General features: G+C 51.1%; 9 protein-coding genes. 5 read left to right on the forward strand and 4 right to left on the reverse strand.

Features of this window, described 5'->3' with window-relative positions:
* Positions 1-65: 65 nt before the first annotated feature.
* Positions 66-1427, reverse strand: coding sequence for a GH1 family beta-glucosidase (locus tag ACO0LN_RS22010; protein ID WP_422977486.1), 1362 nt, complete (start codon positions 1425-1427; stop codon positions 66-68).
* Between the two features lie 858 nt (positions 1428-2285).
* Between ACO0LN_RS22010 and ACO0LN_RS22015 the strand changes: the two genes are divergently transcribed.
* The 3 genes from ACO0LN_RS22015 (at position 2286) to ACO0LN_RS22025 (ending at position 7280) form a co-directional block, all read left to right on the forward strand.
* On the forward strand, positions 2286-3620 hold the full coding sequence (locus tag ACO0LN_RS22015; RefSeq protein ID WP_422977488.1) for an MFS transporter: 1335 nt from the start codon (positions 2286-2288) through the stop codon (positions 3618-3620).
* A gap of 1084 nt (positions 3621-4704) precedes the next feature.
* Positions 4705-6090, forward strand: coding sequence for a pyridoxal-phosphate dependent enzyme (locus ACO0LN_RS22020; RefSeq protein ID WP_422977490.1), 1386 nt, complete (start codon positions 4705-4707; stop codon positions 6088-6090).
* Positions 6087-7280 (forward strand): trans-sulfuration enzyme family protein, encoded by a 1194-nt coding sequence (locus ACO0LN_RS22025; protein WP_422977492.1) that lies wholly within the window; start codon positions 6087-6089, stop codon positions 7278-7280. The genes ACO0LN_RS22020 and ACO0LN_RS22025 overlap by 4 nt, the downstream gene beginning before the upstream one ends.
* 59 nt (positions 7281-7339) lie before the next feature.
* Here ACO0LN_RS22025 and ACO0LN_RS22030 read toward each other — a convergent pair whose 3' ends face one another.
* From ACO0LN_RS22030 to ACO0LN_RS22040, 3 genes are all read right to left on the reverse strand, one after another.
* Positions 7340-8431, reverse strand: coding sequence for a tryptophan 7-halogenase (locus tag ACO0LN_RS22030; protein ID WP_422977494.1), 1092 nt, complete (start codon positions 8429-8431; stop codon positions 7340-7342).
* Positions 8432-8433: 2 nt separating this feature from the next.
* On the reverse strand, positions 8434-11385 hold the full coding sequence (locus ACO0LN_RS22035) for a LodA/GoxA family CTQ-dependent oxidase (protein WP_422977496.1): 2952 nt from the start codon (positions 11383-11385) through the stop codon (positions 8434-8436).
* A 255-nt stretch (positions 11386-11640) separates the two neighbouring features.
* On the reverse strand, positions 11641-12393 hold the full coding sequence (locus ACO0LN_RS22040; RefSeq protein WP_422977498.1) for an NUDIX hydrolase: 753 nt from the start codon (positions 12391-12393) through the stop codon (positions 11641-11643).
* 157 nt (positions 12394-12550) lie between these two features.
* On the opposite strand from ACO0LN_RS22040, the gene ACO0LN_RS22045 reads away from it, so the two are divergent.
* Positions 12551-13120 (forward strand): 2OG-Fe(II) oxygenase, encoded by a 570-nt coding sequence (locus ACO0LN_RS22045; protein ID WP_422977500.1) that lies wholly within the window; start codon positions 12551-12553, stop codon positions 13118-13120.
* A complete protein-coding gene (locus ACO0LN_RS22050; protein WP_422977502.1) occupies positions 13120-13686 on the forward strand; it encodes a prolyl hydroxylase family protein in 567 nt (188 codons plus the stop codon). Before ACO0LN_RS22045 ends, ACO0LN_RS22050 begins: the two co-directional genes overlap by 1 nt.
* The last annotated feature ends 16 nt before the right edge of the window (positions 13687-13702 follow it).

Consider the following 13702-nt stretch of genomic DNA (forward strand, 5'->3'; position numbering starts at 1 on the left):
TTGCGCCTTTGCAAAATCTATATTGCGACAGGGATTCAATCCTGCCGGGAATACCTCGTCATGACTCAGGCTGCAGCAGGAGTTTCAACCAGCTGTTTCTGCAATTGTGCGCGGACAAAATCACGATACCAATATGCACTGTCTTTCAAGGTGCGCTGCTGCGTTGCGTAATCCAGATACACCAAGCCAAAGCGCTTCGCATAACCTGAATTCCACTCAAAATTATCCAGCAAACTCCAGTAAAAATAAGCTTGCACATCAACGCCAGCAGCTATCGCATCATGCATGGCCTGGAAATGTAATTGCAGGTATTTGATGCGCTGCTCATCATGCACTTTTCCATCTTCCAGTTTGTCAGCAACTGCCATGCCATTTTCAGTAATATAAATGGGTGGCAAGGCCGGATATTCGGCGCGCAGTTTCAACAATAAATCTGTCATGCCTGAAGGATAAACTTCCCAGCCCATGTCACTGAAACCGAGCTTGCCTTCAGGCTGTTTGGGTGGATTGTCGGTACTGATAAAAGCACGGAAATAATAATTCACACCAAGAAAATCCAGAGGCTGGCGAATGATATCCATGTCTTCTGCATGCACATGAAACTTGCTCATATCCATGCGGTCCAGCGCCTTTTGTGGATAAGTTCCTTTGAAGATCGGGTCCATGAACCATTGCACAGAACGTGCATATTCCCATTCTGCCTGGGCAATGTCCGCAGCTGAGTCGGTAGCTGGCATGGCTGGCCACTGATTCAGGACTATGCCCAGTTTGGCCGGACAATTGATGGCGCGCATGGCTTGCAGCGCCAAGCCATGCGACAGCAAAAGATGATGCGAAACCTGTATCGATAGTGCAGTATCAGCCACGCCGGGCGCAAACTGGGCATTGCCATAACCAAGATTGGCAGTACACCAGGGTTCATTATGAGTAGCAATGCTGGCAAGGCGGTGACCAAAGCGGCGCGCGATTTCTGCCGCATATTCGGCAAAGTGCAAGCAGGTATCACGATTGAGCCAACCGCCAAGGTCTTGCAAGCCCTGCGGCAAATCCCAGTGATACAAAGTCAGATGGGCAGCAATGCCTTGCTCTTCCAGCTTATCCAGCAAGCGGGAATAAAATTCAAAGCCTTTTTCATTCCAGTCACCATAACCCAGCGGTTGCACACGCGACCATGACACAGAAAAACGGTAAGCCTTGAGCCCCAAGCCAGCAATGATGCCTACATCCTCAGCATAGCGATGGTAATGGTCACAAGCGACATCACCGGTGCTGCCGTCAATGATAGTTCCAGGCGTATGGGTAAAGGTATCCCAGATGGAAGGGCCACGGCCATCAGTGGCTGCGGCCCCTTCTATCTGATAAGCACTGGTGGCAACGCCCCAGGTAAAAGCAGGGGAAAACTCGGGCATCGTTGATGGATTAGTCATGGTCTCTTTTTGGATAAATTTGCATGCTGCCCGTGGCAAACATGCATACTGTTCTTATAAGTTGTCATGCTTCATTGTTCAGGAATTGGCTACCAGCCCTCCTCTTGCAAACACCGGGCCTAAACCCAGGTGTCAATGCAGCATGCATTTATCTGAAACCGTTTTCAAATTATCGTAAAAAATGATTTTTTGATCATCAATCAAGGTAGAAACGAAAATCGCTGCTCACACCTCAAAACAATCAACATGAAGATTATTTGAACAAATTATTGAAAACGTTTTCACAAATGGGAATTTATCACCGGATATGTAGGCTGTCAACGCCAGACTTTCACAAACTGTATACATCCCTCTACAAAAATTGCGAACCAGCTTTAAAAATGCAGATTTTGTCATGCCGCATGCCGCATATCTCCAATGTCTGCACTGAAATCAATTTCACTCGTAACCCCCTGTTTCTCTGCTGAGAATACAACACGATTTCAATTCAAATACCTGAGTCACCATTGCCCGGCTGACGCTGTAAACAAGACGTTCTCCATAGGAATCAAGCTATCAATCCGGTAAGATTTTCTGTATCCATTTATATTTTTTTGCGAATGCAATGCTCCGTTTTAAAAATTCATGTTATTCTGCGCTTGAAAAGGTTTTCATAAATGATGACCGATTCCAATTAAAACTATTAACGAGACAGCCTGCCAACTCATTTGTCATTCATGACTGGTCATATCCTCCACAAAGAGGATTCTGTACCGGCAGATAACAAGTGAGCATCATTTCATGCATCGCTCCATGACGGGCTATGCGGGAAGGAAAACCGGCAGGCATGCCGCCTACTTGTAAAGAAGCGTGCAGCCCATGATTACTGAGACAGAAGTCAATATTCCGCCGGTAAATCCGGTCAGAAGGTCGCCCTTGTACTGGGTGCCAACCACTTACTTTACGATGGCGCTGGCCTATATGATGCTGACCAATGTCAGCGCCATCATGTTCAAGAACATGGGCATGGACAATGGCAAGGCCGCTGAATATGCGAGTTACCTGATTCTCGCCTATACCATCAAGCCTCTGTTTGCCTCTTTTGTGGAAATGTACAAGACCAAGAAATTCTTTGTCATTTGCACGCAACTGATCATAGCCGTCGGCTTTGTCGGCGTCGCCCTGGTCATGTCACTGCCGAACTACATGCTGATACTGATGAGCCTGTTCTGGGTCATTTCCTTCCTCGGAGCGACCCAGGATATTGCGGCCGACGGCGTGTACGTCACCTCACTGAACAGCAAGGCACAATCCCTGTATTGCGGCATCCAGAGCCTGAGCTGGAATATAGGCCCCATCGTGGCGGCAGGTGGCCTGGTTTATTTGAGTGGCAAGTTGCATACCGATTTTTTCCATCATGACCCCAAGGTATTTGGTGCAGACTGGATGGATGCCTGGCGCATCATTTTCCTCATCGTCGCTGGCGTCATGGCGCTCATGGCAGCCTGGCATTTGCGCACCATGCCAGACGGTGCGAAGGCAGAAAACACACCTGCCAATGTGGGTGAAGCCCTGTTCATCTTGCGCGACTCTTTCGTCACCTTTTTCCAGAAACGCGATGTCTGGCTGATGATCGCTTTCGCCTTCCTGTTCCGTCTCAGCATAGGCTTCCTGGAAAAAATCGGCCCCTTCTTCATGGTCGATCCTGTCAGCAAAGGTGGCCTGGGTTTATCGAATGAAATGCTGGGCCTGACCTATGGCACGTATGGCCTGATCGCCGTTTTACTCGGCTCCTTGCTAGGCGGCTGGTTTGTCGCCAAGCGTGGTTTGCAACCGACGCTTTTCATACTCTGCTGTGCCGTGAATATCCCGAATGCCAGCTTTCTGATCATGAGCATCTTCCAGCCTGAAAGCCTGTGGCTGATCACCGCTGGCGTTGCCGTCGAAAAATTCTTCTTTGGCTTTGGCTCAGTCGGTTTCATGATCTACCTGATGCAGCAGTTAGCCCCCGGTAAATACACGACGACACACTACGCCTTCGGCACCGGCCTCATGGGCCTGTGTATGATGGTCACCGGCGTCATCAGTGGCCACTTGCAGCAATTACTGGGATATACAAATTATTTCATCTTCGTCATGCTGGCAACGATCCCCTCTTTTGCGGTATGCTGGTTTGCGCCCTTCCATCATAAAGAAGGGCAAACAGAAAACTGAATCAGTAGCACACAACAAAATAAAGGCGGCTCGTCCCAACCGTTCACGCTTTAAAGTAACAAGTCCCCCACTTTCAATGCCGCCTTGCGCGGCATTTATTTTTTTTGGCTGTGGATAGACCGGATGAACTCATCTGACATTGCACGATTTGCCGTGCATTCAAGAATTTAAATAAAGGTCGCATTGCTGTTGCTGTTGACGTTTGCAGTTCCCATGTGTTGACGCCGTTTGTGCGGTACAAAAATGGATTAAGAAGGACCGCTGTTTGAGGTATAGCAGGGGTTTCGTGCAGCATGCTGCGCGCCTGCGTAACGACATGCGCTTGCAAGCGCATGTTCCTAAGGGCAAGGCCGTAGCGAGTTTCGGGCCTTCCCACTTTTTGTACTGCACAAACGGGAACCCCCTTCAGGGGGATGTTGGCAGGGTTTCACAAAGCATGCTTTGCGCTGACAACATCTAAGCCGCTTGCAAGCGGCGCAGTGGAATCGACGCCTGGGTCGCCTTTTTGGCACACCTTTTTGGCGAAGCAAAAAGGTGTGTAGCTGCCGGTCTACCACCGGCCTGCAATCGCAAATTACGTATGCGGATTTTAAAAATCTAATCCATAAAATCCCTCAAACCTGAAATTAATAGACCTCTCGGTACACTACGAACGCCACTGGATTCCAGCCAAAAGCACGCTGGAATGACGTTATATAGATTGCAGTCATGCACTGCTCAATCAGCCAAATGAAACCAGACGCTCTTCGACTCCAAATCAGAGCGATTTGACGAATAACATAAAACCACAGTAATCCTTAGTGCCTCAACCAGTCCCCCCATCGCACAAACATAAATACTCAAAGCCTCGATATAAGCAAACCGCATATACCCCAACAATTTCCCAAACTATGGCTATACTATCCCCATACTTGCCACTTTGACCTCAAAATAGCCTTACCCAAATGCAAGTAAATCATTTTCCAACTATGCTTAGTTGGAAAAATTCCTTAGCCTCAGGAGATGAAATAGCTAGCATAGCTGCCTCATAAACAAATGCTAAACCTGTTGCACCCCTATTGTTTGCACCCAGGAGCACACTAAGATGACAAAACAAACTGATCCCGCAGTACTTGCGTTGATTGGCAATACGCCTATGGTCAAGGTTACCCGCTTTGACACAGGGCCATGTGAATTATTCCTCAAACTGGAATCACAAAACCCTGGCGGCTCCATCAAGGACCGCATAGGCAGGTCGATGATAGAAACCGCAGAACGCGAAGGCCGCTTGCAGGCAGGCGGCACCGTAATCGAGGCAACGGCTGGTAATACCGGCCTCGGTCTGGCGCTGGTGGCCCGCGCCAAGGGTTACCGCGTGGTGCTGGTCGTACCGGACAAAATGTCCACAGAAAAAATCCTGCACTTGAAAGCCATGGGTGCAGAAGTCCACATCACCCGCTCTGATGTCGGCAAGGGCCACCCTGAGTATTACCAGGACTATGCGGCACGCTTGGCCAAAGAGATACCAGGCTCCTACTTTGCCGACCAGTTCAATAACACAGCCAACCCGCTCGCACATGAAACCACGACAGGGCCAGAAATCTGGGCGCAGACTGACCACAGAATCGATGCCATCGTCGTAGGCGTAGGTTCGGGCGGCACATTGACGGGCCTGACACGCTATTTCAACAAGGTCCAGCCAGGGCTGGAATTTGTACTGGCTGACCCCAAAGGTTCGATACTGACTGAGTATGTAGAGACCGGTAATGTCAATGAAGTCAGCGGCTCCTGGGCGGTAGAAGGCATAGGTGAAGACTTTATCCCTGGCATTGCCGATCTCAGCTCTGTCAAACATGCCTATACCATAGACGATGCCGAGAGCTTTGGCACAGCACGTGAACTGCTGCGCGCTGAGGGCATACTGGCAGGCTCTTCTACAGGTACTCTGCTTGCCGCCGCCCTACGCTATTGCCGCGCCCAGACTACACCCAAGCGCGTAGTCACCTTTGTCTGCGACACCGGCACACGCTATCTGTCCAAGGTATATAACGACAACTGGATGACAGACCAGGGTTTGCTCAAGCGTAAAAACTATAACGATCTGCGCGATATCATCAGCCGCCGTTACGATGAAGGCGGTGTCATCAGCGTCAATGCAAACGACACCCTGATGGTGGCGTTCAACCGCATGCGGAGTGCCGATATCTCGCAATTGCCTGTCATACGCGATGGCGCGATTATCGGTATCATTGATGAATCAGACCTGCTGTTGAAAGTATCTGCCGATGCCAGCCTGTTCCGCAGTGCCGTAGAAGACACCATGACCAGCCAGATAGAAACCCTGGCACCGGATGCCAGCATCGCTGCATTACGCGCAACGCTGGACCGCGGCCTGGTTGCTATCATTGCAGCCGATAAACCGGAAAAGCAGTTTTATGGCCTGATTACCCGCTTTGACCTCCTTAACCATATGCGCAGGACACTTTCATGAGCTATCCCGAATACAAGAAGCCTACCCACCCGCAAGCCTTTGGCACGCGTGTTATCCACGCCGGACAGTTCCCTGACCCGGTCACCGGTGCCATCATGCCGCCTATTTATGCGACATCCACCTTCGTGCAGGACAGCCCTGGCGTACACAAGGGCCTCGATTATGGCCGCTCGCACAATCCTACCCGCTGGGCGCTGGAACGCGCCGTAGCTGACCTCGAAGGCGGCGCGCAGGCATTTGCCTTTGCCTCCGGCCTGGCAGCGATTGCCACCGTGCTGGAAATTGTCGATAGCGGCGCCCATATCATCGCCGGCGATGATATGTATGGCGGCAGCTACCGCCTGTTTGAACGCGTGCGCAAACGCAGCGCTGGCCTGCAATTCACTTATGTCGATATGACCAAGCCAGAAGAAGTGCTGGCCGCGATACGCCCCGACACCAAGATGCTGTGGGTAGAAACACCAACCAACCCCATGCTGAAGCTGGCTGATCTGCGCGCGATTGCCAAGATTTGCCGCGAGCACAATATCATCGCCGTGGCTGACAATACTTTTGCCAGCCCCAAGGTACAACGTCCGCTGGAACTGGGTTTTGATATCGTCGTGCATTCCATGACCAAATACCTGAATGGTCACTCCGACATCATCGGTGGTATTGCCATCGTTGGCGGCGAAGCACATCAGGCTGACTGGCGCGAACGTCTGGGCTTTTTGCAAAACTCGGTTGGCGCGATCGCCAGCCCCTTCGACAGCTTCCTCGCCTTGCGCGGCATCAAAACGCTTAACATTCGCGTCGAACGCCACAATTCAAATGGCCTGGACCTGGCACACTGGCTGGAAAAGCAGCCCAAGGTCAAAAAGGTTTATTACCCAGGTTTGGAAAGTCACCCGCAACATGAGCTGGCCAAACAGCAAATGGATGGTTTTGGCGGCATCATTTCCATAGAACTTGATACTGACCTGGCAGGTGCGCGCCGCTTCCTCGAACGTTGCGAAGTATTCGCCCTGGCTGAGAGCCTGGGTGGTGTAGAAAGCCTGATAGAACATCCGGCCATCATGACGCATGCGACGATCCCGGCAGAACAAAGAGCCAAGCTGGGTATCACGGATTCATTCATACGCCTGTCGGTAGGCATAGAAGATGTGGAAGATTTAAGGCAGGATTTGCAGTCTGCGCTCGATGCAGTTTGACGTAGTTTAATGAAGTGTTGAACTAATGCCTCTGGCCTGACAAACCAGAGGTAGTAAATTCAAGTAGCAAGCCGCCGTTTCCAAAACGGTTGATCAGTCCAGCGTTGCTCCTGCTGGTACCAAATCTTCAAATGATGCAGATATGCCGCTTGTATGGAAGCCAGCTCAGCCACATGAGCAGCTTGTGCCTCAGCATCATAATGCGACACCGCTTCTGCTGCGGCCAGGCCTGTGTACAAGGCATTGAAAATACCTTGTGAAGACAGTGGGTCAAAACTCAGCGCAGCATCACCAACGGCCAGCCAGTTGGACCCGGCAAACTGCTCCAGCACTGCGGTGTGGGCAGCACAATATCCATGCTGCTGTCCTGGTACAAAACCATATCCATCAAGACATGCTGACAATTGCGTATTCTGGCGCAAACGCTGCAACAGTCCTTGCTGATGATTGCAGGCAGAGGCTTCCGGCAAATCCGCATCGGTGTAAAACGCCACGATGCGACCCTGACCTGGCAGGGATGAGCTATACCACCAGCCGCCCCCCTCGGCACTGATGTGGCTGGAGCCTGCTGTATTCTCGGTGTCCCTGCCCACCAGCCAGCTGCACACCAGTTTGTCCGTGGCTTTGCGGGCTATGCCCAGTTGTCGTGTCAGTAGAGATTTTCTGCCACTGGCATCGATCAGCATTTTGGTCTCCACCTGCACAGACTTGCCCTGCACGGCGATGACAGCATCCCAATATTCAGGATTGCTTTTTGCCGGTGCAAAAGACAGCAGCTTGCTTTGCCTCAGTAAAGCTGCGCCACGCTCTTGCGCGACATCCTGCAGCCAGCAATCAAAGTGGTGACGGTCTAGATACCAGCCGTGACCATCAAGATTGCGCATGGCATCTTGCTCGGTTGCCTGATCGCTGCCCCAGTGACTGATATTTAAATGCGCAGGCTGATGACCTTGCTGCAAAAACGCATCATACAAACCCATGTCAGCCAGCAGCTTACCGGCCGCGGCTGGCAGTGATTCACCTATGCGCGTAGCTGCTGGAGGTGCAGCTTCAAGCATCACTACTTTTTGAAATGGTGCCAGGTTCAAAGCAAAGGCAGAGCCCGCAGGCCCGGCCCCCAGTACTAAGGCGTCTATCTGCAAGATCGCCATACTTAACGATGCAAACCCCGCGGGAAGCGGCGTACTTTTTCTATCGTCATGATATCGACAGATTCAGCATTCACCACTTCTGCCGCCCCTACCATGGCATGCTCATCATGTTGCGCATGCTTGGTATTGGGTGCCGGCATATTGGCGATAGGTATGTGCTGGTCTTCGACTTCAAACTCAGCCGGGAAGTGTGCGTGGTCAGATAGTCCAGGATGCACTTCAACCACACCGAGATGATCAAAGTGATGGATCATATTATTGATCTGGTCGGTATAGCTGGTGCTGCCCAATGGATTGATCCACGAGGCACGGTTGGCAAATGCGGCCAGCCTTTCACCTAGCGGCTTTTTCTCATCCATGACGACGTCATAGTTTTGCTTTGTCAGGACCTGGTTAGGCACGCGGGCTGGCCAGAAGCTTGGCACATACGGGTCATAAGACTTATCGTAACCAGAGCGGCAGCTTGCGGTATCCGTCTGCCATGGCACAGCCATCCAGCGGGTGATGCCGCCAGCCTGCTGGCCGTACAAGGGGCCATTAGGTATAGTGACGCCATCGCTGGTCAGTATCTCACCCAGGCCAGGTGCAATCCAGCCATCGAGCGCATGGGCAAAGCGGAAAGGTGCCATATACATGGTGCTGGCACGTACTGGCCAGGTCATTTCGCAACCGGGATGGAAGGCATCAGCCAGGCAAAAGTCCAGCGCTGCCTGTGTCAGAGTATCGCCCTGCTGCTCTAATGGCACTTCATCTATGCTTGTCGCATGTTTGCGCTCTGGATCATAGTCTTCAACAAAATTACCTTCTGCCCACTCCATCAGCATCGCCAGCTGGGTTGCCGTAAGCGAGGCATTTTGCCTTGGCGTTTGCGCAGCGGGTATCGCCATGGCATCGCCATACAACCATGGCCAGGGCTTGGGTGACCAGGCATCAACTTCATAGTTGCGGAACTGGTTGGCGATGGTACGGCGCAATTCTACATAGGCTGTGTTGTTGCTGGCCAGGCGCGACAGCGCATCGGCACTGGTCAGATCGATAGCGCCCTTCCAGCCAAAGCCTGCCGAAAAACCGGCATTCACCCACTGCAAACCATTCAGACGTTCAAACAGGGGCAGGATGTCAAAGGTGAAGCTGGGGCGCTTTGGTTTGGGCAAAGTACCAGCGGTGATGGCAACGTCGCGCATCAAGTCCCACATAGTTCGCACTGATTTTCTCTGCGGCGCATAATTGGGTGGTGCAACGACGACCCAGGCTGGCTCCACCATCAGCTCCAGTCCTTCATAAACGACCTTGGCATTGATGGGACCGTCAGAAGTATCGTCATGCCAGCCTTCATTATTGGCAAAGGTGATGGCGCGGCTGTTGTCATAGGAGGCGGAAACGCCATGACCACCCAGCACAATCAGACGACCTTGCTTATCTGTAAAAGCCTCCCCCAAATACACAGGCTCGCCCATGAACTTGCCATCATCGAAGCGCTGAGGCTTGGCTTTTTTGCCGCTGACTTTTCTTTGCTTGGGCGTGATTGACAGCATATCCCTATCGGTGACGACAGCATTACGCAAGGTGGTGGGAGGTGCAGATGCTGCTTCAGGAATATCCAGCGCCAGTTGAAAACCATACCAGGCTGACTTGGTATTGGCCAATTGTACCTGCCACTCCACCTTGGCATTATCGGCATTGAGCTCCTTGACGATCTCGCCCTTGGCATTCACGCCATATACGCGGAACCTGGCGCCCTGGCGCTTGAGTTTTTTGTGGGCATCGCGATAATAGCCTGGGTCCTCTGGTTTTGGGTAAGGCACTTCAGGCCCCAAAAACCATTCCTTCTCACTGCTGCCTACACGCGCAACGCCTATGGAGGGGTAAATTACAGCCTTGACGATGCAGGTATCTTTGACTACGGGTTCTGCTTTTGCCTGCGCTACTGCGTGAAAGGGGCAGCCCGCTGTTGGGGAGCGTGGCGCAAGTGGGTCTTGCAAACTCTGACCATTGGCCTCATGTCTGGCATCTGCACCTGCTGCATACACGACTTTGCGCGCCTCAGCGATAGAACCTACGGGCGCTTGCACAGGCGGCACGCGCCAGATATTGAAGGCCAGGCCCTGTCCATATTCAGACTGACCACGCACGCTGATATCTTGCTGCGGCAAGATCAACGTTGCGACATGGATGAAAGGGCTTTCAGATTCCGGCCATTCCACCGTTGCCTCATCCAGCGGCATGGTCTTGGGATTGGTACGCAGTTGTACCATGAAACGGAATTGATACTCACGCTTGGCCAGGCGATTGCACATATCGACTGCCAGATAATCGCGTTCATCATTCGGCACATTCTCTGACGGTGTCACTGGCTCCAGGCGGTATTTGACATAGTCATTTTTCCCTGCATGGAAAGGCAGAATGGCCCAGTAAGTCGTAGTCAGGGTACTGCCCTCGACCTTTTCCATCTGGTCCAGTATTTTTTTTGTCTTGGGATGTTTTTTCAGGTAACCGGGATAATCCTGTGCAACCACACCGGCATAAGTAAACTCCACCATCTCCTTGGCATTATCGACAAAGAAAATTGGAAAGTTTTGCATGATGAAATCAGCCGTGTCACCATCATCACCAAGCGCCTTGGGGCCAGGCACGCCAAACAGTTTGATGCCTATGCCCAGGGTCGAATACAAGTCAGGCGAAGTTGGCGTGGTGTCGCTTGAAAATCTCACCCAGGCATCCAGGCTGTCGTGGGCAAAAACACCGACCTTGAGTTTGGCCGGTATTTTCTTTTCCATGACCAACCTGGCACTGGCAACTCCATGTAATTTGCGGAACACCGCACGCTCTGCCGGACGCTGGCCCAGTTTGATGCGATTTTCTTGCGCTATCCCGACAAACATCTCGGTCAGGCGCTCAGGTGCCTGATTGGCCTGGTCAAAACATGGCGGAATGGGGTCTTGATCTTTGCTCATAAACTGTCTCCCTTTTTGTACTGAATGCGCACTTGATAGCTTTAGCTGGTGCGCATTGTTGATGCGGACATTTGCCGGACGCGCGCAGCAAGGCGTGTCCGGCAAACATGAAAATCAGGAATGCAGGATGATTATTTGATAATATTGAATTTTCGTCAAGTTCAGATGCTCGCAGATGTGCACTTTTGACAAAACTTGACGATGTTGGCTTGAGGCATTAACTCAAAATGCCCCAAGCTAAAGATCGAGGAAAAGCTATTTGACCCCGACTTCACCCGTCATGAGGCGATTGAAATAAACCGTACCCTGCCCTTTGCGTAAGCCATACAATTGCGCAGGACGATTGCTACCCAAGCGCCACTTGCCCGGCAACTCTTCGAGGAAGTCACCTTCCCGGATGCGCTTGCGAAACGCGCTCTTATCCACCAGACGCCCCAGCAAAATCTGATACACGCGCTGCAATTCAGACAGTGTGAATTCTTCTGGCAATAAATGTGCTGGCAGGGAAGTGTATTCCACCTTGTTGCGCAGGCGCTGGACTGCCACATCCAGTATCTGCGCATGATCAAAGGCCAGCTTGGGCAAGCCCTCATCCGACTCAACCGGGCACCAGCGTACCGCATCAGCATTGCCGCCGTGACTGAGCGTGATGCGGTCAGAGGAGATCAGGGCAAAGTAAGCAAAGGTAGTGGACCAGCCACGCGGATCACGGTTGCGGCTGCCAAAACCCTGCAATTGCTCAAGATAAGGTGCTTCCACTCCTGTCTTTTCCTTGAGCTTACGCAGGGCTGCACCGTCCAGGTCGATATCATTGTGAACATCAATAAAACCGCCTGGCAAACTCCACTGCCCCTTGCAGGGATGGTCACCGCGTTTGACCAGCAAGACTTGCAGAGCCTGGTCTCTGATCGTGAAAATCACCAGATCCACACTCGTCAAAGGCACATCATAGTCATGGATATTGTAATTGAGCAGAAATTCTTTTTCGCTTTGTTTAGCAGTCGCCATGCTTTTACCCCTGAGTATTCAATACTGCCATTGTAAGCGATAGCTGGATTTAGTACAAATCCGTCACTAAGTTCGTAAATATTTAAAACTAACTTAGTTGAAATTTACAACAAAGTATCTTATATTACAGTCAGGACGACACAAAACCGAGAACGATATGGAACTCAATAACTACGGTGCAGGCGTATTTGGCATCAAAAACTTTATCACTGAAGAAGAATGCGAACGCATGATCTTTACCAGTGAACAAATGGGCTATGAAGAAGCCATGATACAGACTGGCACAGGCATGCGCATGTATAAAGATGTGCGCAATAATGACCGCGTCATCTTTGATGACAAAATCCTGGCAGCAGCGATCTTTGAAAGGGCAAAACTATTCCTTCCCGCAGAATTGAAGGAATGGACTTTGCTGGGCCTGAATGAACGCTTTCGCTTTTACCGGTATGAAGAAGGTCAATACTTCAAATGGCATAAAGATGGCAATTATGCCCGCAATGAAGATGAAGTCAGCTTTTTGACCCTGCTGATTTATCTGAATGGTGACTACACTGGCGGCAGCACATCCTTTCGCTGGGAAACCATACAGCCAGAAAAAGGCATGGCGCTGGTTTTCCCGCATATGATGTTGCATCAGGGTGCCCCTGTCGAAAGCGGCGTCAAATATGTCTTGCGCACGGATGTCATGTACCGCAAGGCTGCAGCTACAGATGTACCTGCGGCATAATGGTGGTCAGTCGCATGGAAGTGCATGACCATGGCTCGGGCGTGCATAGCATCAAAGGCTTTTTGACTGAAGAAGAATGCAGGCGCATGATAACTTGCAGCGAGCAGATGCAGTATGAAAAAGCTGCTATACAGGTCAAAACTGGGATAAGCGGGAAAGATCAGGTACGCAATAATGACCGCATCATTTTCGACGACACCACGCTTGCCTCTTTGATTTTTGAACGCGCCCGCATGGTGTTGCCGGCGCAATTAAAGGATTGGAAGTTGTCAGGTCTGAATGAGCGCTTCCGTTTTTATCGCTATGAAGCTGGCCAGTATTTCAAATGGCATCATGATCTCAATTTCAAAAGATCAGAAACCGAAAGCAGCTTCTTTACCTTGTTGATTTATCTGAATGCAGATTATGCAGGCGGCCATACTGCATTCCGCTTTGCCGACATCAAACCTGAACCCGGCATGGCGCTGCTTTTCCCTCACTTGATACCGCATCAGGGCACTGCTATTGATGCTGGCATTAAATATGTCTTGCGTACCGATGTCATGTACAAGAAGATGGAAAAATAAATAGTTGGCTATACTT

This window comes from Undibacterium sp. TC9W (assembly GCF_049339865.1).
Taxonomy (GTDB): Bacteria; Pseudomonadota; Gammaproteobacteria; order Burkholderiales; family Burkholderiaceae_D; genus Undibacterium.

Excerpts from the sequence above, each read along its gene's own strand:
- ACO0LN_RS22010 (WP_422977486.1), bottom strand. The coding sequence starts at position 1,427 with ATGACTAATCCATCAACGATGCCCGAGTTTTCCCCTGCTTTTACCTGG.
- ACO0LN_RS22015 (WP_422977488.1), top strand. The coding sequence starts at position 2,286 with ATGATTACTGAGACAGAAGTCAATATTCCGCCGGTAAATCCGGTCAGA.
- ACO0LN_RS22020 (WP_422977490.1), top strand. The coding sequence starts at position 4,705 with ATGACAAAACAAACTGATCCCGCAGTACTTGCGTTGATTGGCAATACG.
- ACO0LN_RS22025 (WP_422977492.1), top strand. The coding sequence starts at position 6,087 with ATGAGCTATCCCGAATACAAGAAGCCTACCCACCCGCAAGCCTTTGGC.
- ACO0LN_RS22030 (WP_422977494.1), bottom strand. The coding sequence starts at position 8,431 with ATGGCGATCTTGCAGATAGACGCCTTAGTACTGGGGGCCGGGCCTGCG.
- ACO0LN_RS22035 (WP_422977496.1), bottom strand. The coding sequence starts at position 11,385 with ATGAGCAAAGATCAAGACCCCATTCCGCCATGTTTTGACCAGGCCAAT.
- ACO0LN_RS22040 (WP_422977498.1), bottom strand. The coding sequence starts at position 12,393 with ATGGCGACTGCTAAACAAAGCGAAAAAGAATTTCTGCTCAATTACAAT.
- ACO0LN_RS22045 (WP_422977500.1), top strand. The coding sequence starts at position 12,551 with ATGGAACTCAATAACTACGGTGCAGGCGTATTTGGCATCAAAAACTTT.
- ACO0LN_RS22050 (WP_422977502.1), top strand. The coding sequence starts at position 13,120 with ATGGTGGTCAGTCGCATGGAAGTGCATGACCATGGCTCGGGCGTGCAT.